Below are 24646 nucleotides of genomic sequence, written 5' to 3'. Positions count from 1 at the left end.
AGTGTCACAAGAATACGATTTAGTCATTCTTGGCGGTGGAACTGGCGGTTATGTGGCTGCCATTCGTGCCTCTCAGCTTGGCTTAAAAACAGCAATAGTTGAAAAAGGAAAACTTGGAGGAACATGTCTTCACAAAGGATGTATCCCAAGTAAAGCTCTTCTCAGAAGTGCTGAGGTTTATGCGACAGCTAAGCATAGCGAAGATTTCGGTGTCATTACAAGTGAAGTTTCCTATAACTTTGGGAAAGTACAGGAAAGAAAAAATAAAATTATTGAACAGCTTCATAAAGGTGTACAACATCTTATGAAGCAAGGGAAAATTGATGTGTATGAAGGCCTGGGCAGGATATTAGGGCCATCCATTTTTTCTCCGATGCCGGGAACGATTTCGGTTGAAATGAATAATGGAGAAGAAAATGAAATGCTCATTCCAAAAAATGTTGTTATTGCAACAGGTTCGAGACCTCGAACACTTCCTGGACTAGAAATTGATGGAGAATTAGTCATTACCTCTGACGAAGCACTAGAGCTAACGAACTTACCTTCTTCTATCATTATTGTCGGAGGCGGTGTTATTGGAATTGAATGGGCTTCTATGCTATCTGATTTCGGGGTTGAAGTCACGGTGATTGAATTCGCAGATCGCATTATTCCAACTGAAGACCAAGAAATCTCAAAAGAAATGCAGCGCCTGATGAAGAAAAAGGGAATTAAACTTGTAACAGGAGCAAAGGTCCTTCCTGAAACACTTGTAAAAGGTGATGGCGTTACAATTTCTGCAGAGGTAAAAGCGGGATTGAAAGAATTTAAGGCAGAAAAACTGCTTGTATCTGTTGGACGACAGGCTAATGTTGAGGGGATTGGTCTGGAAAATACAGAAATTCAGGTTGAAAAAGGCTTTATCGTAACGAATGAATTTTACCAAACAAAAGAGTCTCATATATACGCAATCGGTGATGTGATTGGCGGCCTGCAGCTGGCCCATGTTGCCTCCCATGAGGGTATAATTGCAGTTGAGCATATTGCTAGAAAAGATCCTTCAGAGCTTAATTACAATCTAGTTTCTAGATGTATATATAGCAATCCTGAGGTATCTAGCGTTGGGATTACCGAGGAACAGGCAAAAGAAAAGGGTCATAAAGTAAAAGTGGGCAAATTTTCATTCCGTGCAATCGGGAAGGCTCTTGTATTTGGAGAATCCGATGGTTTTGTCAAGATTGTTGCTGATGAAGAGACCAACGATATTCTAGGGGTGCATATGATTGGTCCTCATGTAACTGACATGATTACAGAGGCAGGATTGGCAATGGTATTGGATGCGACACCATGGGAAATAGCTCATACCATTCATCCTCATCCAACATTATCAGAGGCAATTGGTGAAGCTGCACTTGCAGTGGACGGAAGAGCAATCCACTCATAATTTTTAAAATGTGAGCAAACGGGAGGTATAAATAAATGGCTGAAAATCGTCATCATGCATTAGGTATAAGTGATGAAAAGGTTTTGGAAATGTATGAAACTATGCTTCTAGCCCGCCGGATTGATGAACGGATGTGGCTGTTGAATCGTGCTGGTAAAATACCATTTGTTATTTCATGTCAAGGACAAGAAGCAGCACAAGTGGGAGCGGCATTTGCACTTGATAAGGAAAAAGATTATGTACTGCCATATTACCGCGATATGGGCGTAGTCTTAACATTTGGAATGACACCAAAAGAACTAATGTTATCTGGTTTTGCTAAAGCGGAGGACCCAAATTCTGGCGGCCGGCAAATGCCTGGGCACTTTGGGCAAAAGAGAAATCGCATCGTTACGGGATCATCTCCTGTAACAACTCAGGTTCCGCATGCTGTCGGTGTAGCGTTAGCAGGGAAAATGGAAAGGAAGGATCTCGTGACCTTCGTAACCTTTGGTGAAGGGTCTTCAAACCAAGGAGATTTCCATGAAGGAGCTAACTTCGCTGGAGTTCATAAACTGCCTGTTATTTTCATGTGTGAAAATAATAAATATGCGATATCTGTTCCGATTGAGAAACAATTGGGATGTGAAAAGGTATCTGATCGTGCAATTGGTTACGGTATGCCAGGCTTTACTGTTGATGGAAACGACCCATTAGAAGTGTATAAAGTCGTGAAGGAAGCCGCAGATCGCGGCCGCCGCGGTGAGGGTCCTTCACTAATAGAAACAATCTCTTACAGACTGACACCACACTCTTCTGACGATGATGACCGTTCGTACCGCGCCCCTGATGAAGTGGCTAAAGCGAAAACGAAGGATCCGATTATTACGTTTGGTGCCTACTTAAAAGAAACCGGTATAATGAATGATGAGTTGGAAAAAGAAATTAACGATCGTGTAATGAAGCAAGTGAACGAAGCCACTGATTATGCAGAGAATGCACCGTATGCGGCACCTGAACACGCATTGAAATACGTTTATGGTGATAAGTAAGGGGGATGTAACATGGCAGTAATTTCTTATATAGATGCGGTCACAATGGCCATTCGCGAAGAAATGGAACGTGATCCAAAGGTTTTTGTGCTCGGTGAAGACGTAGGGGTAAAAGGCGGAGTCTTTAAAGCTACTCAGGGCTTATACGAACAATTTGGTGAAGAGCGTGTAATCGATACACCGCTTGCTGAATCCGCAATTGCTGGGGTAGGAATCGGTGCAGCGATGTATGGAATGAGACCAATTGCTGAAATGCAATTCGCTGATTTTATTATGCCTGCTGTAAATCAAATTATCTCAGAAGCAGCAAAGATTCGCTATCGTTCAAATAACGATTGGAGCTGTCCAATGGTTATTCGTGCTCCATATGGCGGCGGCGTACATGGAGCCCTTTATCATTCGCAGTCAGTTGAGGCGGTTTTTGCGAATACACCAGGATTGAAAATTGTAATGCCATCAACCCCTTATGATGTGAAGGGGTTATTAAAAGCTGCTATTCGTGATAATGATCCAGTGCTATTCTTCGAGCATAAGCGGGCATACCGGTTAATTAAAGGAGAAGTCCCAGCCGATGATTACACATTGCCAATTGGAAAAGCAGATGTGAAGCGTGAAGGTGAAGACATTACGGTTATTACTTATGGGCTTTGTGTTCATTTTGCCCTCCAGGCAGCTGAAAAATTAGCTAAGGATGGTATTTCGGCACATATCCTTGACCTAAGGACTGTATACCCGTTAGATAAAGAAGCAATCATTGAAGCAGCCTCTAAGACTGGTAAAGTGTTACTTGTTACCGAGGATAATAAAGAAGGCAGTATTATTAGTGAAGTATCTGCCATCATTGCTGAAAATTGCTTATTTCAGTTAGATGCACCAATCATGCGTCTGGCAGGACCGGATGTCCCAGCAATGCCATATGCACCAACAATGGAGAAGTTCTTTATGGTCAATCCAGACAAAGTTGAAAAAGCAATGCGCGAGCTCGCAGAGTACTAAACGAAAAGCGGAGGCGGCTTGTTCAGCCCCGACAAGCATAAGACGAGCCAGCAAGAAGGTTGCTTTTTAACCTTCTTGACGGATTGGCTTATGACTCGAGCTGTAACAATCATCGCTTTAACAAGCCATGATTGTTACAAGATAATCGAGGAAGCATATTCGGGGGGAAAACTGGCTAGCCGCAGCAGCTAGACAATAGGAGGGTTGGAATCTTGGTAATTGAACAAATTAAAATGCCCCAGTTAGGGGAAAGTGTAACCGAAGGAACAATCTCTAAGTGGCTGGTTTCTGTCGGAGATAAAGTAAACAAATACGATCCATTAGCTGAAGTTATGACAGATAAAGTAAACGCAGAAGTTCCTTCTTCTTTCACTGGTACAATTAAAGAATTAGTTGCGGAAGATGGTGACACACTCGCGGTCGGAGAAATCATTTGTACCATAGAAATCGAGGGCAGCAATGCTGAAGAAATAAGTGTAAGTGAGCAAAAAGTGGATGTGTCTGAAACAGTTGAGGTTCCCCAACAAACAGATCAGAGTAACAAAGCTCGTTATTCACCTGCCGTTCTAAAGATTTCTCAAGAACATGGAATTGATTTAACCCAGGTGACAGGCACCGGTGCAGGCGGCCGTATTACACGAAAAGATTTATTGAAATTAATTGAATCTGGTAATATCCCAACCGAGGGAGCAAAGGCAGCAGCACCTAAACGGGCAGAGGAGGCTCAACCTGCTGCAGTACAAGAAACTGTACCATCTGTTTCAACTCAGCCAGCTGCAGCTCCGAAGCAGCCAGTTCCTGCTCCGAGTATCCCTGTTGCAGCAGGCGATATCGAAATTCCGGTAACAGGAATCCGTAAAGCAATTGCAGCAAATATGCTGCGCAGTAAGCATGAAGCACCGCATGCTTGGACCATGATAGAAGTGGACGCAACCAATCTTGTAGAATACCGCAATTCCTTGAAGGATGAATTTAAACAAAAAGAAGGCTTTAATTTAACTTTCTTTGCCTTTTTCGTTAAAGCTGTTGCGCAAGCTTTAAAGGAATTTCCACAGATCAATTCCATGTGGGCCGGGGATAAGATAATTCAAAAGAAAGACATCAATATCTCTATTGCCGTTGCAACGGACGATGCATTGTATGTACCTGTCATTAAGCATGCCGATGAGAAAACGATAAAGGGAATTGCCCGCGAAATTTCTGAACTTGCTGTTAAAGTAAGAACCAATAAACTTCGCTCAGAAGATATGCAGGGTGGAACGTTTACTGTCAACAATACTGGTTCATTTGGCTCGGTACAATCAATGGGAATCATCAACTATCCACAGGCAGCAATCCTTCAGGTAGAATCAATTGTCAAGCGGCCTGTCGTGATGAACAATGGAATGATTGCCGTTCGCGATATGGTAAATCTATGTATGTCACTCGACCACAGAGTATTAGACGGACTTGTTTGCGGTCGATTCTTACAACGAGTAAAAGAAATTCTTGAAAATACATCAAAATCTACTACATCAATATATTAGTAAATCAACCGCCGCCGATTTGGCAGCGGTTATTTTTATTGCTTGATATGTCCATCTATCTTACAATAAAACTAAGTTAAATTTATTGAATATTAGTTTTATTTATAAGTACAAGGAAGGGGGATGCTGCGTTTGGATAACTTTCGGAATCAATCTTTTCCTTTAAAGACTGAAGAGGACTGGAAAACAAAAGCAAAAGAATCTTTAAAGGGTAAAAGTATTGAAACATTAAAAAGCAGTACATATGAAAAAATAATTTTGAAACCGCTTTATTCTCAGCGGGATGCTCAGAAGGCACCGGATTATCCGGGAGGTTCAGATTTTCGCAGAGGCATTAATCCATTAGGATATGTAACAAATGATTGGAAAATTGCACAGCGAATTTCATATCAGTCGGTTGACGAATTAAAGGAAAAGCTCCATGGGAGCATTGAAAAAGGACAAACCGCGCTCTCATTTGAAATTTCAGAGGTTCTTTTTGAATCAGAAGAAATGATATATGACATACTGGGAGATTTACCTTCTAGATTCCCGTTTGCCATTAATGGGAGAGGCATGCATTCAGCGTTGTTAACAGCATTAACAAAACGTGAGACAAGCGCTAATCAAGTTAGCGGCTATGTTGGCAGCGACCCATTCTCTTTGTTTGTGGAGGAAGGATTCATCGTAGAAGAATTTTTCAAGGGTTGGATGGATGATATAAAGCTTGCAAATGAAAAACTACCAAAATTACGGACAGTTTTAATAAATACCTCAACCTACCATCAAGGCGGTGCCAATGCGGTTCAAGAGCTGGGAATTGCAGCGGCAGCCGGTACATTCTATCTTCAGAGTCTAGTAGATAGAGGTATGAAGTTAGAGGATGTTCTCGGAAAAATGATTTTTCAATTCTCAATCGGCAGCAATTTCTTTATGGAGCTATCCAAGTTGCGTGCAGCACGTATTCTATGGAATAAGATTACGCAAGTTTATGGGGCTGAGCCTAAGGAGCGGGTAATGCATATTACTGCAGAAACGTCTTCGTTCACAAAAACAGTTTATGACCCATATGTTAACCTTCTTCGTGCTGGAAATGAAGGATTCGCAGCAGTAGTCGGAGGAGTCCAATATCTTCACATAACTCCGTTTGATGATATAACAGGCAGTTCGCCGCTTTCAGAACGAATTGCGAGAAACACGCAAAACATTCTGAAGGAAGAAGCATATTTGCAAAAAGTGGTCGACCCTGCCGGCGGCTCCTGGTACGTAGAAGCGTTGACAAAGGAGCTTGCAGAAAAAGCATGGCAGTATTTTCAGATGATTGAAGCAAATGGCGGTTTGTTGGAAGTATTAAAATCGGGCTGGTTACAAGACGAAATAGCATCTGTCCAGACCAAACGGGAACAGGATGTTTTTACGAGAAAACAAAGTATTGTTGGTACTAACGTGTACGCTAATCTTGCTGAAGTTGCTGACCAGGCTAAAGCACAAACATTTGATCATCAGTTAAGTGTTGGTCTTACTAATACCATTAAGATAAGAAAGATTCAGCAAGCGAGATTATCAGAACCATTTGAAAAACTGCGTAGAATAAGTGAAGAAATTGAAAGTAAGTTGGGTTCTAAACCCCAAATCGGCATGATTTGTCTAGGAGAGTTAAAATACTATAAACCTAGGTTAGATTTCATGAGAGGATTCGCAGCTGCTGGGGGGATTGAAGCGGTCGATAGTGGTTCTATTACCTCTCTGGAATCTGCCAAACAATTTATTTTAAGACAAGATACAAAATATTTTTGCTTGTGTGGAAGCAATGACCAATATGAATCATTTGGACACGAAATTCTATCAACACTTAATAGAGAATTTCCGGATCTGACTTTTTACTTAGCAGGTTTGCCAGAAAAAGACTTACATGCAAAATGGGCCAGTGAAGGGATCAAGCAATTTATTCATATAAAAAGTAACTGCTACGAAATTCTTTCGACCATTCTTACAGAAATGGAGGTGGCACTAGATGAGCGCACAAAAGCCTGATTTCGAAAATATTTCCTTGTTTGATAAACAAGACTTCATTACGAAAGAACAATGGCAGGAACAAGTTAACAAAGAGATAGATACCTCCATTGATGATTTATTGTTCGAAACGAATGAACAAATTCAACTAAAACCACTCTATACTTCTGATGACCGTGAAGGGATTCAGCATTTAGATGACCTGCCAGGTATTCCGCCATATACTCGTGGGCCCTATCCGACCATGTATGTGAATCGTCCATGGACGGTAAGACAATATGCAGGGTTTTCGACGGCTGAGGAGAGCAATGCGTTCTATCGACGCAATCTAGCGATGGGTCAAAAAGGCTTGTCGGTTGCCTTCGATTTAGCGACACATCGCGGCTATGATTCTGACCACCCGCGTGTTGTTGGGGATGTCGGCAAGGCTGGGGTTGCTATCGATTCGGTTCTTGATATGAAGACCCTTTTTGATGGGATCCCTTTGGATCAAATGTCAGTATCCATGACCATGAATGGTGCAGTTTTACCGATTCTTGCTTTCTTTATTGTTACAGCTGAGGAACAGGGAGTCACACAGGATAAGCTGTCCGGAACAATTCAAAATGATATTTTAAAAGAGTATATGGTCCGTAACACATATATTTATCCACCTGAGATGTCAATGAAAATTATCGCAGATATTTTTGAGTATACCTCCAAATATATGCCAAAGTTTAATAGTATCAGTATTTCTGGCTATCATATGCAGGAGGCGGGGGCGCCTGCAGACCTGGAATTAGCTTACACTCTTGCTGATGGGGTGGAGTATGTAAGGACAGGGCTGAAGGCTGGAATTGACATTGATAAATTTGCTCCAAGATTGTCCTTTTTCTGGGCAATAGGAATGAATTATTTTATGGAAGTTGCTAAAATGCGGGCGGCACGTTTAATCTGGGCAAAAATGATGAAATCATTCGAGCCGAAAAATGAGAAATCAATGGCACTCAGAACGCATTCCCAAACATCAGGCTGGAGTTTGACGGAGCAAGACCCATTTAATAATGTCATACGTACCTTACTTGAAGCACATGCTGCGGCAATGGGACATACGCAATCCCTCCATACCAATGCTTTGGACGAAGCGATTGCCCTGCCAACTGATTTCTCAGCTCGAATTGCCCGTAATACACAATTATTTTTACAAGAAGAAACAGGTATCACCAATGTAATTGATCCTTGGGCTGGATCTTATTATGTTGAAAAGCTGACACAAGAATTGGCAGAAAGAGCTTGGACACATATTGAGGAAATTGAAAATCTAGGCGGCATGGCCAAAGCGATTGAGACAGGTCTTCCCAAAATGAGGATTGAAGAGGCTGCTGCAAGGAGACAAGCTCAAATCGACTCAGGAAAAGAAACGATAATTGGTGTAAATCGATATCGTCTAGAAAAGGAAGAAGCAATTGATATATTAGATATTGATAATACTGCAGTTCGTTTAAAACAAATAGAGAAATTAACTAGCTTAAAAGCAGGCCGTGATGACACAAAGGTGGCAGCAGCTTTGGCAGCTTTAACAAAGGGTGCTGAAACGGGTGAAGGCAACTTGTTAGAACTTGCAGTTCAAGCTGCAAGAGTTCGCGCCACCTTAGGTGAAATATCCGATGCGATTGAGAAGGTTTCCAGCAGACATAAAGCGGTGATTCGTTCTATTAGCGGGGTGTATAGTAAGGCATTTTCAAACGAAGAGGAAATTAGTGAAGTGAAAAAGATGACTGATGGATTCCTCGAGAATGAAGGCAGGAGACCAAGAATTCTAATTGCAAAAATGGGGCAGGATGGACATGACCGTGGTGCCAAGGTCATTGCCACCGCATTCGCTGACCTTGGGTTTGATGTTGATATCGGTCCATTATTCCAGACCCCGGAAGAAACGGCTATGCAGGCAGTAGAAAACGATGTTCATGTTATCGGAATGAGCTCATTGGCCGCAGGTCACAAGACTTTATTGCCACAACTTGCGCTTGAGTTAAGAAAACTCGGCCGTGAAGACATATTGATCGTCATTGGCGGCGTAATCCCTGCACAGGACTATCAATTCTTATATGACAATGGAGCATCGGCTATTTTCGGACCAGGAACGATTATCCCAGTTGCTGCCCAAAAGGTGATAAAAGAAATTTATAAGCAGCTTGGCTATGAGGAAGTGGAAAAATAGATGTCTGAGGATCTGAAACCGGAGTGGAGCGACCCGAATGAACCGGATAAATTCTCAAGCGTAATTAAACGGGGACAGGAGCTGGAAGGTCAGCCAGTCACCATTGAAAGAAACACCGTCTTTCAGAAACGCAAGTCTATGGAACCAACGATTGAAGCATTAGTTGATGGGGTTCTCTCGGGAAATAGAGGCCAGCTCGCCCGCGCCATCACACTAGTGGAAAGTAATGCTGAACAACATTTTCATAAGGCACAGGAACTTCTCCAAAAGCTCCTGGCCCACAGTGGTAAAGCGATTAGAATTGGGATAACGGGTGTGCCTGGTGCTGGCAAAAGTACATTTATCGAAGCGTTTGGCACATACCTTTGCGACCTAGGATTACGAGTGGCAGTGCTGGCGATCGATCCGAGTTCGAGTCTCTCGGGTGGAAGTATTCTTGGCGATAAAACGAGGATGGAGCAATTGTCGCGAAATCCAAGGGCTTTTATCCGGCCATCACCAACGGCTGGAAAGCTGGGTGGAGTACATCGAAAAACTAGAGAAGCGATGTTAATTTGCGAAGCTGCTGGTTTTGATGTGATCTTAATTGAAACCGTCGGAGTGGGCCAAAGCGAAGTGATTATTAGAGACATGGTCGACTTCTTCATGCTTCTCGTCCTAACTGGTTCCGGTGATGAATTACAGGGTATGAAGAAAGGAATCATGGAGCTGGCCGACGCCGTCCTTGTTCATAAAGCAGATGGATCCAACAAAGAAAAAGCGGAGCAGACAAGAAAAGAGTATAGCCGTATCCTTCATTTCCTTCAGCCAGCTACAAAGGGCTGGGCGTCCAAGGCTTATACCTGCTCCTCTTTAACAGGGGAGGGTATTAAAGAGGTTTGGGGTATTATTAAGGATTTTGAGGAGAAAGGAAAATCCTCTGGGGTGTTTGCTGAGAGACGAAAAGGGCAGCAGCGTGATTGGATATATTCTCTTATATCCGATCAGCTGCACTATAGCTTCTTTCACCATCCGGAAGTTAAACTCAAATTACCTCAATTAGAAAATGAAGTAATGGCTGGAGAAAAAACTGCTGCAACAGCCGTGGATATACTCTTTCATATATTTCTATCGGGTAAAAAGTAGTGGCTGTCAATTTATTGACAATCTTTCTCATTGAAAAAGTTCCTATTTATTTGAAAGAAATACATTTTTACTGTTATTATGTAGTTATATCGACTTAAATTAGGAGTGAAACGTATGAGCATGGATTTCAATTTTTTCATGAATGATGTTGTGACTCAAGCACGTAATGAGATTACAGCTGCAGGCTATAAAGAATTAAAAACACCTGAACAGGTTGAAGAAGCGCTAGAACAAAAAGGAACAACATTAGTGATGATTAACTCTGTATGTGGTTGTGCAGGCGGCATTGCACGTCCAGCAGCCTTCCATGCCCTTCATTATGATAAACGTCCTGACCACCTTGTTACGGTTTTTGCAGGCCAGGATAAAGAAGCGACAGAAAAAGCGCGCAGCTATTTTACAGGTTATCCGCCATCCTCACCATCTTTTGCCTTATTGAAGGATGGAAAAATCGTTTCAATGGTTGAAAGACACCAAATTGAAGGCTACGATCCAGCAACAGTAGTAGCAAGACTGCAAAAAGAATTCGAAGAAAACTGCGAAGAACTTTAAATAATAATCATAAGTGCCAATTTCCTTAACGGGAGATTGGCTTTTTTATATTAATAAAGTAATAATAAATTTTTATAAATATACTTGCATAATTATTTTAGTCTGTGTTAAAATTCATTACGTTGTATAAATATTGAACCTTTGACTCTATAAAGTTAGTAAAAGTTATAGTAAAAAATATTCAGAAAATTATAGGAGGAAAACAAATGAAAAAGTTAATGGGTTTATTTGTAATAATGATATTAGCTGTTGGTGTACTGGCAGCTTGTGGCGAATCTAAAGACGATAATGCAGGTGATAAAAAGACACTTGTAATGGCAACCTCAGCAGATTATGCACCATTTGAATACATTGAGTCAGATAAAAGCGACGAAATTATTGGCTTTGATGTTGATTTAGCGAATGCGATTGCTGGAAAACTTGGCTATGAAGTTGAAGTAAAAGATATGGATTTTGGCGGTTTGATTCAATCACTTAAATCTGGACAAGCAGACTTTGTATTAGCGGGAATGACTCCAACAGAAAAAAGAAAGAAAAATGTAGACTTCAGTGATATTTACTATACAGCACAGCACATGGTTATCTCGAAAAAAGAAAGCGGAATTGCAACAGTAGAAAATTTAGAAGGTAAAACAGTTGGCGTTCAGTTAGGTTCTATTCAAGAAGGTAAAGCCGAAGAAATTAATGAAACTGTAGCTATTACAGTAGAAAATCGTAACCGTATCCCAGAGCTTATTCAAGAATTGAAAGCAGGCCGTTTTGACGCTATCATTATTGAAGATACAGTGGCAAAAGGATATCTTGATAAAGAAGCGGATCTAACCAGCTTCACAATCAGCGATGACCCAGAAGAAGCAGGATCAGCGATTGCATTTCCAAAGGATAGCGATCTAACAGAAAAGTTTAACCAAGAGCTTCAAAAAATGAAAGAAAACGGTGAACTGCAAGAATTGATTGTTAAATGGTTTGGCGGGGAAAACTAATTTTACAACCAAGACGTTCAGAAAGTCTTCTGAACGTCTTACTCATTTCATTATTTAGAGAGGACGGCAGATGAATGAACTTAGATTTCACGCAATTCATTCCTTCAATGCCATACATTTTAGAAGGAATACTTGTTACACTTAAAATTGTCATTCTGGCAGGGATATTAGGGTTTATTTTAGGAATTATCCTTTCTTTGTTTAAAATAAGTAAATTCAAATTTCTTGGCTGGTTTGCGGACGTTTATACCTCGATTTTTCGTGGTACACCATTGGTTTTACAGTTGATGTTAATTTATTATGGTTCACCACAGTTGATTGGCTATCAAATTGAACCATACACAGCTGCGATATTAGCCTTTGCTCTTAATTCTGGTGCGTACATATCTGAGATTATTAGAGCAGGGATTCAGGCGATTGATAAAGGACAGCAGGAAGCCGCAATGGCGCTGGGTGTGCCTTATACAAAAATGATGTGGGATATCATCCTTCCTCAAGCCCTTAAAAATATCCTTCCAGCATTAATGAATGAATTTATTACCTTAACCAAAGAATCTGCAATTGTTACCACAATCGGCGTAATGGATATTATGCGTCGTTCTTATCAGGTTGGCGCAGAAAACTATTCTTTCTTCGAACCATTATTGATTGCTGGTCTAATCTATTACTTAATGGTCGTAACTTTGACCTTCCTAGGAAAAGCGGTTGAAAGGAGAATGAGACGCAGTGATTAAGGTAGAAAATTTGCATAAAAATTACGGTAAGCTTGAAGTTTTAAAGGGCATCACTACGGAAATTAAAGCTGGAGAAGTGGTTGCGATTATTGGACCTTCTGGTTCAGGAAAGTCAACCTTCCTGCGCTGCATGAACCTTCTTGAAAACCCAACAAGCGGAAGGATTCTGGTAGGGGACCAAGATGTAACCGATAAAAAGACGAATATCATGAAGGTGCGGCAGAATGTTGGCATGGTTTTTCAACATTTTCATTTATTCCCTCATAAAACTGTTTTGGAGAATCTTACCTATGCACCCATAAAGGTTAAAGGATTATCAAAAGCAGAAGCAGAAAAGATTGCTTTCGACTTATTAGATAAAGTTGGATTAGCGGAAAAAGCAAAAGAATACCCGACGAGATTATCTGGCGGACAAAAGCAGCGGGTTGCGATTGCAAGGGCATTGGCAATGGAGCCAGAGGTTATGCTTTTTGATGAACCAACCTCTGCTCTTGACCCTGAAATGGTGAAGGAAGTATTAGAAGTTATGAAATCCCTCGCGCATACTGGGATGACAATGGCGATTGTGACGCACGAAATGGGCTTTGCACGTGAGGTAGCTGACCGAGTTCTTTTCCTTGATGGAGGAGTGCTGGTAGAAGATGCAGCGCCGCAAGAATTTTTCACAAACCCCAAGAGCAAGCGCGCACAAGATTTCTTGCAAAAAATGCTATAAAAAGGATAAGCTAAAGATGGTCTATATGGATCATCTTTTTTATTATATTAAGGGAGTTTTCTATGAAATTTCGAATTGGTTACAGAACATTGAAAACAGCCGCAGGGACGGCCATTTCCATTCTAATTGCCCAACATCTTGGTCTAGATAACTTTGCTTCTGCAGGTATATTAACGATTCTTTGTATTCAAGTAACGAAAAGAAGATCATTACGAACAGCTTGGGACCGATTTTTAGCATGTGTTTTGGTAATGCCCTTTTCTGCCCTCTTTTTTGAAGGGATTGCCTATCATCCAATCGTGATTGGAGTCATGCTTTTATTCTTTATCCCGACAGTGGTTATGCTTAAAGCAACCGATGGAGTCGTTACCAGCAGTGTTATTATTCTACATATTTATTTGGCTAACAAGATTTCGATTGATCTTTTTCTTAATGAGCTTGGTGTTATTGTCACTGGTATTGGTGTAGCACTGTTGATAAATGTCTATATGCCAAGCGTAGATCATAAATTAAAGCATTATCAAAGTAGAATTGAGGGGAATTTCCAGGTAATTTTTTGTGAAATGGTTAAATATCTCAGAACTGGTGACAGTGACTGGTCTGGTAAGGAAATTACAGAAACAGCACAGGTGCTGGAAGAGGCGAAATCAATTGCATATCTAGAACTAGAAAATCATGTTTTAAGGGAAGAAAATGATTATTTTTATTACTTTAGAATGAGAGAAAAGCAATTCGAAATCCTAGAACGGGTTTTACCGATTGTAACTTCACTTACTGTGACGGTACCACAAGGAAAAATAATAGCTGAATTTCTCCAAGAATTATCCGAAAATATTCAACCTGGGAATACGGCGCATATCTATCTTGAAAAATTAAAAGAGATGAAAAAGGAATTTGAAGAAATGGAGCTGCCTAAGACAAGAGAAGAATTTGAGGTGCGTGCTGCACTGCTTCAATTAGTAAAAGAGATGAATGAATATCTCATCATTAAAAGTACCTTTCATACAACAATAGGGAATAAGTTGAGAAAAATAGAAGCAAACTAAGGAAAAAATGGCAGGTGGATTTTATGATAAAGATACTATCGCCAATCCTGTTTGCTTTTTTTATTTCCCCCTTGTGGCCGCTTGGACCCAATCCTCTTCCTGGTGACCCTTTCGTTATTGTCAATAAAACAACAAATGAATTGGCATTGATTGATGAAAACAAAGTCCAAACTGTTGTGAGCGTTGGCACTGGTAAGACGAAGGAGCTAACACCAGAAGGGCTATTTACGATAACGGTAAAAGCAGAAGAACCGTATTATCGCCGTAAGGATATTCCTGGAGGTGACCCCAAAAACCCGCTTGGGTCTAGATGGATTGGTTTTGATGCCGAGGAAACAGATGGACGAATATACGGAATTCATGGGACCAATCAGCCTGCCTCCATCGGAAGATATGTATCACAAGGATGCATTCGTACACAGAATGAAGTCATTTCTTCCTTGTACCCGCTAATTCCATTGGGTACAAAAATATTAGTCACCTCAACGAATAAATCTTTTGAGCAGATGGCAAAAGAACATGGAGCTATTCAATAAATATCAAAAGGGACTGTTATCCAAAACAGTCCCTTTGTCTTTGTTTTTTATTAAATAAATTGAGCAATCCCAATTAAGAGAGTGGAGGCTAACATAGCGATTAGCATTAAATATACGACTATTTTTCTTGTTCTCTTCTTATTCAAAGTGGGTTCCCCCTTTATTTTAATAGCATTAGTTATATTTTACAGGGAAAAGCCCAATTGAACAATGGAACAACATCTCAATTTGGGAAGGAATTATGAATTTTTTAGCGAATATGATAATTGTCGAAACTATTTAAATTATGAAAAATAGAGGGGTATAAATGATTAAAAAAGTGGATCACATTGGAATTGCTGTTCGATCGCTCGAGACCACCCTGCCTTTTTATACGGAGGTCCTCAAGCTTCCTTTATTAGGGATTGAGGAAGTCGAAAGTCAAAAAGTTAGAGTTGCGTTCCTAAAAGCTGGGGAAACAAAAATAGAGCTCTTAGAACCAACAACAGTGGAAAGTACAATTGCCCAATTTATTGAAAAACGCGGTGAGGGGATGCACCATATCGCTTTGGGTGTTAACTCTATTGAAGAAAGAATAATAGAGATGAAAGAAAAAGGGATTCGTATGATAGATGAAGAGCCAAGGATTGGTGCAGGAGGAGCACATATTGCCTTCATGCATCCCAATTCAGCATCGGGTGTATTGGTCGAGCTATGCGAAAAGAAGGGGTGAAGGGGTAAATGATAGACATCTACGAGAAAATAAATGAATTATATGATAAACGCCGGGAAGTGGAGCTTGGCGGCGGTGACGAAAGAATCGAAAAACAGCATGAGAAGGGAAAATTAACTGCAAGGGAAAGAATTGAGCTTTTGGTAGATAAAGGGTCATTTGTTGAGCTAAGCCCATTTATCGAGCACAGGACGAATGATTTTGGGTTAGATGAACAGAAAGGTCCTGGTGATGGCGTTGTTACTGGTTACGGAAAAGTAAATGGCCGGCCCATCTACTTATTTTCGCAGGATTTTACTGTTTTTGGCGGGGCCCTTGGGGAAATGCATGCAAAAAAAATCGCCAATGTCATGGATTTAGCTGCTAAAAACGGTACACCGTTTGTTGGCCTAAATGATTCTGGAGGAGCACGAATTCAAGAAGGTGTTGTTTCACTAGACGGTTACGGCCATATCTTTTATCGAAATGCAATTTATTCTGGGGTCATCCCGCAAATTTCTGTCATCATGGGACCTTGTGCCGGAGGAGCTGTCTATTCACCTGCGATTACTGATTTCGTATTTATGGTTGAAAAAACCAGTCAAATGTTTATTACTGGTCCGAAAGTAATCGAAACGGTAACAGGTGAGAAGATATCTGCCGAAGACCTTGGCGGTGCACATGTTCATAATAGTATTAGCGGCAATGCGCATTTTGAAGCTGCCTCCGAGCAGGAGGTATTAGAAGAGGTTCGAAAGCTTCTCAGCTATCTTCCGCAAAATAATGAAGAAAAACCTCCAAGACTTGAGGTAGATGAAGAAAATGATTATCGTCCAGATTTGACGGACGTTATTCCCTTCGATGCTGTTCGTCCTTACGATGTGCGAAAAGTAATTGAACAAGTAGCGGATGCAGACTCTTTTATGGAGATTCAAAAGAACTTTGCGAAAAATATCGTCGTCGGCTTTGCGCGTATTAAGGGGGAAACGGTTGGACTGGTTTGTAATCAGCCAAAGGTTATGGCAGGCGGGCTGGACATTAATTCATCAGACAAAGCAGCAAGATTTATTCGCACTTGCGACTCGTTTAATATTCCGATTATCACATTTGAAGATGTTACCGGCTTCTTCCCAGGTGTAAAACAGGAGCATGGAGGTATTATCCGCCACGGTGCAAAGATTCTATATGCCTATTCTGAAGCGACCGTTCCGAAGTTGACCGTTATTTTAAGAAAAGCTTATGGAGGCGCATATGTAGCCCTTAATAGTAAGTCTATCGGCGCAGATTTAGTGTTTGCATGGCCAAATGCTGAGATTGCCGTAATGGGACCACAGGGAGCCGCCAATATCATTTTTGCAAAGGAAATTCAAAATAGCGATAATCCTGAGCAGGTAAGACAGCAAAAGATTGAAGAATACCGTGAAAAGTTTGCCAATCCATATGTGGCGGCAAGCAGAGGAATGGTTGATGATGTCATTGACCCTCGTGAAACGAGAATAAAAATTATTCAAGCATTAGAAATGCTTCGGAATAAAAAAGAATCTAGACCTTTCAAGAAACACGGGAATATCCCACTTTAAAGCAATCATTTGAAGACAGGTTTATGAAGGAGTATACTCTAGTAGTGAGTACATAAAACGGAGGGTTATTCAGATGATTAATCATGAGCGTCTTTTGAATGAATTTTTAGAACTAGTACAAATTGATTCTGAAACAAAATACGAGACTGAAATTGCTAAAGTTTTAAAACATAAGTTTACAGATTTAGGTCTTGATGTGTTTGAAGATGATACAACCGCTGTAACAGGACATGGTGCAGGTAACTTAGTTTGTACACTTGCTGCTACTAAAGACGGTGTTGACCCTATTTACTTTACTTCCCATATGGATACAGTCGTTCCAGCAAGAGGTGTTAAGCCATCTATTAAAGACGGCTATGTCGTCACAGATGGAACAACGATCTTAGGTGCTGATGATAAAACTGGTTTAGCAGTGATGCTTGAAACAATCCGCGTCTTAAAAGAACAAAAGATTCCTCATGGGTTGATTCAATTTGTTATCACGGTTGGAGAAGAATCTGGTCTTGTAGGAGCTAAAGCACTTGACTCTTCATTATTAAAAGCGAAGTATGGCTATGCACTTGACAGTGATGGGTTAGTTGGTAATATCGTTGTTGCTGCTCCTACACAAGCTAAGATAAAAGCGGTTATTTACGGAAAAACAGCTCATGCAGGTGTTGCTCCAGAAAAAGGCGTTTCTGCAATTACGATTGCAGCAAAATCGATTGCGAGAATGCCATTAGGCAGAATTGACTCAGAAACAACTGCAAATATTGGCCGTTTCGAAGGCGGTACACAAACGAATATCGTTTGCGACCGTGTAGATATTCTTGCAGAAGCCCGTTCCCTTATTGCTGAAAAGATGGAAGCACAAGCTGCTAAAATGAAAGAAGCTTTTGAAACAGTTGCTGCTGAAATGGGTGGAAGAGCTGAAGTTGAAGTAGAGGTTATGTATCCAGGATTTAAATTTGGCGAAGGCGATCAAGTAGTTGAAATCGCACGTAAAGCGGCAGCGAAAATTGGCCGCAGCTGTGAATTGCAGCATAGCGGCGGCGGAAGCGATGCCAACGTTATTGCGGGCTTTAACATTCCAACTGTTAACCTGGCTGTTGGTTATGAAGATATTCATACTACAAATGAACGTATGCCGATTGAAGAATTAAACAAGCTTGCAGAGATGACAATTGCCATTATTGAAGAGGTTACAAATCAATAAGGATATGTGAGAGGGGAGCCAGCCGGTTCTCCTTTTTGCTATACTAGAGATACTATTGTTTATAGGAGAAGTGCCACGTATGAAGGAAATGTATCCGAAAAAGGGAAGAGTCATTCTGCACGTAGATATGAACAGCTTTTACGCCTCTGTGGAGATGGCTTATGAACCGGAATTGAAGGGGAAGCCCGTTGCAATTGCTGGAAACGTGGAGGAGCGACGGGGAATCATCATAACCTGCAGCTATGAAGCAAGGAAATTTGGGGTCAAGACGACTATGCCCCTTTGGGAAGCAAAGAAACTTTGCCCGCAGTTAATTATTAGGAAACCTAATTTTGATCGCTACCGGACTGCTTCTATCGCCATGTTTGAGATCCTCAGGAATTATACAGAACTTGTGGAACCTGTATCAATTGATGAAGGGTATATGGATATTACCGATTCCTTTGAACTTGGCAGTCCAATCGAAATTGCTCAAAGTATTCAAAAAAGGGTTCTTGAACAGCTTGATTTGCCGTGCAGTATCGGTATAGCTCCAAATAAGTTTTTGGCAAAAACAGCTTCTGATATGAAAAAACCAATGGGAATTACGATACTGAGAAAACGTGACATCCCTTCCGTTTTATGGCCGTTAAACACGAGTGAGATGCATGGCGTTGGTAAAAAGACGGCTGAAAAATTAACGACCATTGGCATTCATACCATTGGTGAATTAGCGGCTGGCAATGAAATACAGCTTAAATCACTGCTCGGCATTAATGGAATTCGCATAAAGGAAAGAGCAAATGGAATTGATAATCGACCCGTCGATCCCGAGTCGGTGTCTGATTTTAAAAGTATTGGAAACTCCACAACGCTGCCAAAGGATACGAGCAATCAACAAGAATTGTACCGGGTATTGGAAGCATTGGCAGAGACGGTTTCAGTAAGGTTAAAGCGAAAAAATGTCCTAGCAGCAACGCTGGGCATTACCATTCGTTTTAAAGATCGAAAAACAATTACCCGTAGTAAGAAACTTTCTAACCCCATTCAGCACAAAGATGATATTGCTTCCCTTTCGAAGCAAATTTTTCTCAAAGCTTGGAATGGAGACCCCGTCCGTTTATTAGGCATCACAGGCTATGATTTAGTAGAGCAGGATTTAGCCTTTAAACAGCTTGATTTATTTTCATTTGAAAAAGATGCAAAGAAAGAACCATTATTGAAAACACTATCGACTTTACGTGAAAAATTTGGCAAAAATATCATTGAAAATGCCGGCACTCGAAAAGTAAACAAAGCTGATAATGTTGGTACCGGAACAAGCTTTAATAAAGACTTTCTCCGTTCATTCCCTCAAAAAAAGAAGGAAGACAACTAAAAGCTCCGCAATTGTTTTAGTAACAAATGCGGAGCTTTTTTGTATTATTTACAGATATCTACATCTAAATCGGTTACAGGCCACCAGAAAAATCCGTCTTTTTCTAACAGTTCATCAGCTGCTTTTGGACCCATTGAACCAGATTCATAATTTGGATAGTCTACGGCTTTCGTTTTTTCCCATACTTCAGAAATATTATCAACAAAGGCCCAAGAATAGGCGACTTCATCCCAGTGTGTAAAATTAGTTGCATCACCGCGCATACAATCATACAGGAGCTTTTCATACCCTTCAGGAGTGTTCATTGCATGAATTCCTGTGTTAGCAAAACTTAATTTAACCTCTTGGGCATCAAGATGTCCGCCAGCTTTTTTTGCGTTGAGATGGAGGGTGATTCCTTCCTCAGGCTGGATATGGATGACAAGCAGATTAGGGTTCAACAGTTTTTCCGGCTGATAATAAAGGTTCATCGGAATGTCTTTAAATTGAACAACAATCTTTGTTGATTTTGTTGTCATTCTTTTACCAGTTCGAATGTAAAAAGGCACACCAGCCCAGCGGAAATTATCAATCATAATTTTCCCGGCTACAAAAGTCTCTGTATTGGACTCTTTGTCTACCATTGGTTCTGCACGATATTCAGGAACCTGTTGATCCTCGATCAAACCGGCACCATACTGTCCCCGGACAAAATATTTATTTATCTTATCCCCTTTGATCATTCTTAATGAACGAAATACTCGAACCTTCTCAGAACGAACCTCATCTGTTGTCAATTTAATCGGAGGCTCCATTGCAAGGAGTGCTACCATTTGCATGATATGGTTTTGAACCATATCCCTGAGAGCACCGCTTGTTTCATAATAACGGCCGCGTTCTTCCACTCCAAGTACTTCACTTGAGGTAATTTGGATATTGGAGATATAACGGTTGTTCCACAAAGGTTCAAAAATGGCATTCGCAAAACGAATTACTTCGATATTCCGAACCATTTCTTTACCTAAATAGTGATCGATTCGGTAAACTTCGCTTTCTGAAAAGGCCTGACGAATTTGTTCGTTTAACACCTTTGCAGATTCTAAATCATGTCCGAATGGTTTTTCAATGACCAGTCGTTTGTACCCCTTAACATCTGTTAATCCATCCGATTTTAAATGTAAAGCGATTGGGCCAAAAAATTCAGGAGCCATGGCAAGATAGAAAATACGATTACCTTCTAATTCATATTTATCATCAATTTGCTGTGCTAAATGTTTTAGGTTTTGATATGAGCTGGAATCAGCTACATCGTGTGACTGATAATAAAAATGAGAGATAAACTCATCGATTTTTTCCTTTTTGCCGAGAGCAGTTAGTACCGAGTCCTTTACAGAATTCTGAAACTCTTCTGTAGATAAGGGTCTCCTTGCTACGCCTATAACTGCAAATTTGTCTAACTTTCCTTTTTGAAACAATCGGTAAAGGGACGGAAAGAGCTTCCGAACGGCTAAATCTCCCGTTGCACCAAATATCATAATTAATGAAGTCATATTCTTAGATTGTTCCACGATAAATACCTCTCTTTATATGTATTCAATTTAGATTTCGCAAAAATCGACTGAAGCATGTATTCAAATCTATTCCTTTAAAAGAGAATATACGCACAAAGGGCAATTGTGCAAGCGATATGCTATATTATTTATATTATTATTGGGAAAGGCGGGTATATATTGGACATATTATTTTTAGGCACTGGCGCTGGTATTCCAGCTAAGCTTCGGAATGTTACTTCTATTGCCTTAAAGTTACTCGAAGAACGAGGAGCCATTTGGTTGTTCGACGCAGGTGAAGCAACCCAGCATCAAATTTTACATACTTCGATCAGACCTCGCAGGATCGAGAAAATTTTCATTACCCACCTTCACGGCGACCACATCTATGGTCTGCCTGGCTTATTAGCCAGCCGTTCTTTTCAAGGCGGAGAATCAGAAGTGATTGTCTATGGACCAAAAGGACTAAAAGAATATATCACGATAAGCCTTTCAGTCAGCCAAACTTATTTAAAATACCCGCTAAAAATCGTCGAATTCGACGAAGGGATTATTTTTGAAGATGAACAGTTTACTGTCGAAGCTCGACTGTTGGATCACGGTATTCCTTCATACGGGTATCGAATTATCGAGAAGGATAAACCAGGGACCCTTTTAGCGGATAAGCTTGTCGAGGCGGGAGTACAGCCAGGACCAATTTTCCGGAAAATTAAAGAAGGTGAAACCGTTACACTTGATGATGGCACCATTATCGTACCAGCAGATTTTCTCGGTCCGGATATAAAGGGCCGGATTGTCACGATTCTTGGAGATACAAGATACTGTGAGAACGCAATACTTTTAGCCCAGGACGCAGATTTATTAATACATGAAGCAACCTTTTCTAAAGGGGAAGAGAAGCTTGCCTATGATTATTTCCACTCAACCACCCATCAGGCTGCAGAAGTGGCGAAACAATCCGGAAGTAAGCAGCTCTGTTTGACCCACATCAGCTCACGCTATGATCGACAAGCCTGGGCTGAACTAGCTGCGGAAGCACAGGAAGTCTTTGCGAATACAGACATTGCTGAAGACTTTAAAGAAATAAATATACCTAGTAAATGAATGTTTTCGACGTTACAGCAATATATCCGCGATGACTATATTCCAGCTATTAAGACGGCCAAAAGCCGTCTTATTTGGTTATTTCCAGCCGAGTACATATTGTTTGGGACCCTCAATGGATATGCCCAGTTCTTTGGCTGCTGTTCTTGGCCAGTATGGGTCACGTAACAATTCCCGTGCTAAAAATACTAAATCGGCACGCTCATTTTGAAGAATTTCCTCTGCTTGAATACCCGTTGTAATTAATCCCACTGCTCCAGTAGATATTTCGGCACCATTTCTAATGGTTTCGGAGTAGGGCACTTGATAGCCGGGATACACATTAATCTGTGCTGGTACGACTCCTCCAGAGCTTGGATCAATTAAATCTACGCCTTGTTCCTTCATCCATTGGCTGAAAAATACGTAATCTAACGGTGTTAATCCCTCTTCATGATATTCATGTGCAGAAACTCGCACAAATAGCACTCCATCCCAGACTGTTTTGATGGCTTCAATTACTTCACGAAGGAAACGGTACCGATTTTCAGGAGTACCACCGTATTCATCGGTTCTTTTATTTGTTAGCGGTGAGAGGAACTCATTAATTAAATAGCCATGAGCACCATGTATCTCAATAACATCAAAACCAGCTTTTGCTGCCCGCTCCGCTCCTTTTTTAAAAGCTTCAACGGTTTCCTTAATATCCTCTTTTGTCATTTCTTTAGGTGTTTTCATTTTTTCATTAAAAGCTAAGGCAGAAGGGGCGATGATTTCACCTTCTAGGACTGCCTTTCTACCCGCATGTGCAAGCTGGATACCTGTTTTAGCTTCATGCTCTTTCATTAAGCTAACGAGTTCTGCTAAACCTTCAATGTGGTCATCACTCCAGATGCCTAAATCCCTAGGTGAAATCCTGCCTTGTGGAGTGACTGCAGTTGCTTCAACGATAATAAGCCCAACTTGTCCAACTGCTCTGCTAGTATAATGGGTACGATGCCAGTTTTGAATTTGACCATCTTCGTTATGACTTGAATACATGCACATCGGCGCCATTACAATTCGATTTTTCAGCGTAACACCTTTTATCGTATAAGGAGAAAATAATTTTGCAGACATTATGAACCTCCTACATCATTAATTTTTCGGTCACTATACCACTATAGTGCATTTTAGAAAAGAGCCTTTATAAAAAACTTCACCCTTTGTCTCTTAATTCTCTTAATTTGTATAAGGTGCCTCTCCACATGATGCCGCCACGTTTATAGGTTAGATAGCTGGCACGGATGATCGAATAGATAAACAGCAAAGCTGTCACAGGCAATACTAGAAACATAGAGGGGGAGAATATGGTCATTTTTTTGATGACCATAACGTAATGAATCCCGCTTAACAAAATAATTCCTAAGCTTAAGAGGGCGACTATTTTATCAGAAGAAAATATCGTAATAAAGGGCAGGACATTCGTAATAAAAACGCCGAATATTGCAAAAAACACCATGCTTATCCGGTAATGTAATCCGGCAAATGTATTCTTTTCGAGGCCGATAAATGCTTCCTGCAAACTTCCGTACCATTCTACTTCAATCAGCTTAAGAGCTGTAACAATCCTCTGAGCGTAGCCTGCTTGTTTCATTCTCATTCCAAGCTGTAAGTCATCATCCGGCCGCATTTTCACCATTTCATGTGTTCCAAAGCTGCTATACGCTTCTTTGGAAACAAGGTTAAAGGCTCCAATTCCAGTCCCGATTTTTGATTTTGGGTTATTGGCAGCCCATGGTCTTTTAAAATAAGAAAACCCGAATAGAAAAAAAGCAACAAATGATTTTAACCAAAACTTTTTCGCACTCAGGTTTGGTGCCACTGTTAGATGGTCAAGCTCGTGCTTCTCAAAATAATGAAGCGCCTTTGCAAATGCCTCTTTTTTAAACTTTACATCCGCATCGGTGAACAATAGCCATTTTCCCGACGCTTTAAGGAAGCCTTGGTATAAGGCGTTATTTTTTCCAAGCCACCCTTCAGGCAATCCCTCTATGTGAAGAACAGAAATTCGCTGATCGTCCTTTTTTAATTCTTCCATCACAAGCCCAGTGTCATCCGTTGACCGATCATTAACGAGAATCCATTCAACGTTTCTATAAGTTTGCGCCAACTGACTAAGGATACTATCTCTTATTTGATTTTCTTCATTGCGTGCCGCTACAATGACGGATAACAAAGGTCCATTTTCTAACTCATCCGCATCTTCTAAAGCGTCTATTTTCCGTAAACCGATTAGCCCGTCTATGAGAAAAACAGTCCAGACCAGGATACCCATTGAAAATAATACCGTCAGCATCTTTTACACTTCCT

General features: G+C 40.7%; 22 protein-coding genes. 18 read left to right on the top strand and 4 right to left on the bottom strand.

The window, feature by feature from the left end:
* Window position 1 precedes the first annotated feature (1 nt).
* The 13 genes from lpdA to ACIQAA_RS01955 all read left to right on the top strand — a co-directional run bounded on the left by lpdA (window position 2) and on the right by ACIQAA_RS01955 (window position 14859).
* A complete protein-coding gene (gene lpdA, locus ACIQAA_RS02015) occupies window positions 2–1423 on the top strand; it encodes a dihydrolipoyl dehydrogenase (protein WP_402614299.1) in 1422 nt (473 codons plus the stop codon).
* Between the two features lie 35 nt (window positions 1424–1458).
* A complete protein-coding gene (locus ACIQAA_RS02010; RefSeq protein ID WP_402614297.1) occupies window positions 1459–2454 on the top strand; it encodes a thiamine pyrophosphate-dependent dehydrogenase E1 component subunit alpha in 996 nt (331 codons plus the stop codon).
* Between the two features lie 12 nt (window positions 2455–2466).
* Entirely contained in the window at window positions 2467–3450 is a 984-nt protein-coding gene (locus ACIQAA_RS02005) for an alpha-ketoacid dehydrogenase subunit beta (RefSeq protein WP_402614294.1), read from the top strand.
* A gap of 212 nt (window positions 3451–3662) precedes the next feature.
* Window positions 3663–4976, top strand: a complete 1314-nt coding sequence (locus tag ACIQAA_RS02000; RefSeq protein WP_402614292.1) for a dihydrolipoamide acetyltransferase family protein — start codon at window positions 3663–3665, stop codon at window positions 4974–4976.
* A gap of 123 nt (window positions 4977–5099) precedes the next feature.
* Window positions 5100–6989: a methylmalonyl-CoA mutase subunit beta gene (locus ACIQAA_RS01995; protein WP_483874183.1), complete on the top strand. Its 1890-nt coding sequence runs from the start codon at window positions 5100–5102 to the stop codon at window positions 6987–6989.
* Window positions 6970–9168 (top strand): methylmalonyl-CoA mutase, encoded by a 2199-nt coding sequence (gene scpA / locus ACIQAA_RS01990; protein ID WP_402614286.1) that lies wholly within the window; start codon window positions 6970–6972, stop codon window positions 9166–9168. The genes ACIQAA_RS01995 and scpA overlap by 20 nt, the downstream gene beginning before the upstream one ends.
* Window positions 9169–10293 (top strand): methylmalonyl Co-A mutase-associated GTPase MeaB, encoded by a 1125-nt coding sequence (meaB, locus tag ACIQAA_RS01985; RefSeq protein WP_402614283.1) that lies wholly within the window; start codon window positions 9169–9171, stop codon window positions 10291–10293.
* 114 nt (window positions 10294–10407) lie between these two features.
* The gene (locus ACIQAA_RS01980) at window positions 10408–10845 is read left to right on the top strand and encodes a BrxA/BrxB family bacilliredoxin (protein WP_402614280.1); all 438 of its coding nucleotides are present in this window, start codon (window positions 10408–10410) and stop codon (window positions 10843–10845) included.
* A gap of 206 nt (window positions 10846–11051) precedes the next feature.
* A complete protein-coding gene (locus tag ACIQAA_RS01975) occupies window positions 11052–11828 on the top strand; it encodes a transporter substrate-binding domain-containing protein (protein WP_402614277.1) in 777 nt (258 codons plus the stop codon).
* 74 nt (window positions 11829–11902) lie between these two features.
* Window positions 11903–12562 (top strand): amino acid ABC transporter permease, encoded by a 660-nt coding sequence (locus tag ACIQAA_RS01970; protein ID WP_402614275.1) that lies wholly within the window; start codon window positions 11903–11905, stop codon window positions 12560–12562.
* Complete coding sequence (locus tag ACIQAA_RS01965) at window positions 12555–13277, top strand: amino acid ABC transporter ATP-binding protein (RefSeq protein WP_402614272.1); 723 nt, start codon at window positions 12555–12557, stop codon at window positions 13275–13277. Before ACIQAA_RS01970 ends, ACIQAA_RS01965 begins: the two co-directional genes overlap by 8 nt.
* 62 nt (window positions 13278–13339) lie before the next feature.
* Complete coding sequence (locus ACIQAA_RS01960) at window positions 13340–14323, top strand: aromatic acid exporter family protein (protein ID WP_402614269.1); 984 nt, start codon at window positions 13340–13342, stop codon at window positions 14321–14323.
* A gap of 23 nt (window positions 14324–14346) precedes the next feature.
* Complete coding sequence (locus tag ACIQAA_RS01955) at window positions 14347–14859, top strand: L,D-transpeptidase (protein WP_402614266.1); 513 nt, start codon at window positions 14347–14349, stop codon at window positions 14857–14859.
* Between the two features lie 50 nt (window positions 14860–14909).
* Here ACIQAA_RS01955 and prli42 read toward each other — a convergent pair whose 3' ends face one another.
* Window positions 14910–15005, bottom strand: coding sequence for a stressosome-associated protein Prli42 (gene prli42, locus ACIQAA_RS01950; protein WP_179157034.1), 96 nt, complete (start codon window positions 15003–15005; stop codon window positions 14910–14912).
* 161 nt (window positions 15006–15166) lie between these two features.
* On the opposite strand from prli42, the gene mce reads away from it, so the two are divergent.
* The 4 genes from mce (at window position 15167) to ACIQAA_RS01930 (ending at window position 19682) form a co-directional block, all read left to right on the top strand.
* Complete coding sequence (gene mce, locus ACIQAA_RS01945) at window positions 15167–15571, top strand: methylmalonyl-CoA epimerase (RefSeq protein WP_402614263.1); 405 nt, start codon at window positions 15167–15169, stop codon at window positions 15569–15571.
* An 8-nt stretch (window positions 15572–15579) separates the two neighbouring features.
* Complete coding sequence (locus ACIQAA_RS01940; protein ID WP_402614260.1) at window positions 15580–17130, top strand: acyl-CoA carboxylase subunit beta; 1551 nt, start codon at window positions 15580–15582, stop codon at window positions 17128–17130.
* Window positions 17131–17203: 73 nt separating this feature from the next.
* Entirely contained in the window at window positions 17204–18325 is a 1122-nt protein-coding gene (locus ACIQAA_RS01935; RefSeq protein ID WP_402614258.1) for a tripeptidase T, read from the top strand.
* Window positions 18326–18404: 79 nt separating this feature from the next.
* Window positions 18405–19682 carry a DNA polymerase IV gene (locus ACIQAA_RS01930; protein ID WP_402614256.1) on the top strand — a complete coding sequence of 426 codons (1278 nt, stop codon included), beginning with the start codon at window positions 18405–18407 and terminating at the stop codon, window positions 19680–19682.
* Between the two features lie 44 nt (window positions 19683–19726).
* Here the strand turns inward: ACIQAA_RS01930 and zwf are convergent, their stop codons facing one another.
* A complete protein-coding gene (gene zwf, locus ACIQAA_RS01925; RefSeq protein ID WP_402615578.1) occupies window positions 19727–21196 on the bottom strand; it encodes a glucose-6-phosphate dehydrogenase in 1470 nt (489 codons plus the stop codon).
* A 195-nt stretch (window positions 21197–21391) separates the two neighbouring features.
* Here zwf and rnz point away from each other — a divergent pair, with 195 nt between their 5' ends.
* Window positions 21392–22315: a ribonuclease Z gene (gene rnz, locus ACIQAA_RS01920; RefSeq protein ID WP_402614253.1), complete on the top strand. Its 924-nt coding sequence runs from the start codon at window positions 21392–21394 to the stop codon at window positions 22313–22315.
* Window positions 22316–22393: 78 nt separating this feature from the next.
* On the opposite strand, the gene namA is transcribed toward rnz, so the two are convergent.
* Complete coding sequence (gene namA / locus ACIQAA_RS01915) at window positions 22394–23413, bottom strand: NADPH dehydrogenase NamA (protein ID WP_402614250.1); 1020 nt, start codon at window positions 23411–23413, stop codon at window positions 22394–22396.
* A gap of 79 nt (window positions 23414–23492) precedes the next feature.
* A complete protein-coding gene (locus ACIQAA_RS01910; RefSeq protein WP_402614248.1) occupies window positions 23493–24632 on the bottom strand; it encodes a glycosyltransferase family 2 protein in 1140 nt (379 codons plus the stop codon).
* Between the last annotated feature and the right edge of the window lie 14 nt (window positions 24633–24646).

This window comes from Neobacillus sp. NPDC093182, assembly GCF_044754045.1.
This window is presented reverse-complemented; position numbering and strand designations above follow the sequence as displayed.

What these genes read in the sequence shown, in the direction of transcription:
- ACIQAA_RS01955 (WP_402614266.1), top strand. Translation starts at nt 14,347, where the DNA reads ATGATAAAGATACTATCGCCAATCCTGTTTGCTTTTTTTATTTCCCCC.
- ACIQAA_RS01940 (WP_402614260.1), top strand. Translation starts at nt 15,580, where the DNA reads ATGATAGACATCTACGAGAAAATAAATGAATTATATGATAAACGCCGG.
- mce (WP_402614263.1), top strand. Translation starts at nt 15,167, where the DNA reads ATGATTAAAAAAGTGGATCACATTGGAATTGCTGTTCGATCGCTCGAG.
- meaB (WP_402614283.1), top strand. Translation starts at nt 9,169, where the DNA reads ATGTCTGAGGATCTGAAACCGGAGTGGAGCGACCCGAATGAACCGGAT.
- ACIQAA_RS01980 (WP_402614280.1), top strand. Translation starts at nt 10,408, where the DNA reads ATGAGCATGGATTTCAATTTTTTCATGAATGATGTTGTGACTCAAGCA.
- zwf (WP_402615578.1), bottom strand. Translation starts at nt 21,196, where the DNA reads ATGATATTTGGTGCAACGGGAGATTTAGCCGTTCGGAAGCTCTTTCCG.
- ACIQAA_RS01970 (WP_402614275.1), top strand. Translation starts at nt 11,903, where the DNA reads ATGAACTTAGATTTCACGCAATTCATTCCTTCAATGCCATACATTTTA.
- ACIQAA_RS01975 (WP_402614277.1), top strand. Translation starts at nt 11,052, where the DNA reads ATGAAAAAGTTAATGGGTTTATTTGTAATAATGATATTAGCTGTTGGT.
- scpA (WP_402614286.1), top strand. Translation starts at nt 6,970, where the DNA reads ATGAGCGCACAAAAGCCTGATTTCGAAAATATTTCCTTGTTTGATAAA.
- ACIQAA_RS01935 (WP_402614258.1), top strand. Translation starts at nt 17,204, where the DNA reads ATGATTAATCATGAGCGTCTTTTGAATGAATTTTTAGAACTAGTACAA.
- ACIQAA_RS02010 (WP_402614297.1), top strand. Translation starts at nt 1,459, where the DNA reads ATGGCTGAAAATCGTCATCATGCATTAGGTATAAGTGATGAAAAGGTT.
- ACIQAA_RS01960 (WP_402614269.1), top strand. Translation starts at nt 13,340, where the DNA reads ATGAAATTTCGAATTGGTTACAGAACATTGAAAACAGCCGCAGGGACG.
- namA (WP_402614250.1), bottom strand. Translation starts at nt 23,413, where the DNA reads ATGTCTGCAAAATTATTTTCTCCTTATACGATAAAAGGTGTTACGCTG.
- ACIQAA_RS02005 (WP_402614294.1), top strand. Translation starts at nt 2,467, where the DNA reads ATGGCAGTAATTTCTTATATAGATGCGGTCACAATGGCCATTCGCGAA.
- ACIQAA_RS01910 (WP_402614248.1), bottom strand. Translation starts at nt 24,632, where the DNA reads ATGCTGACGGTATTATTTTCAATGGGTATCCTGGTCTGGACTGTTTTT.
- ACIQAA_RS01930 (WP_402614256.1), top strand. Translation starts at nt 18,405, where the DNA reads ATGAAGGAAATGTATCCGAAAAAGGGAAGAGTCATTCTGCACGTAGAT.
- ACIQAA_RS01995 (WP_483874183.1), top strand. Translation starts at nt 5,100, where the DNA reads ATGCTGCGTTTGGATAACTTTCGGAATCAATCTTTTCCTTTAAAGACT.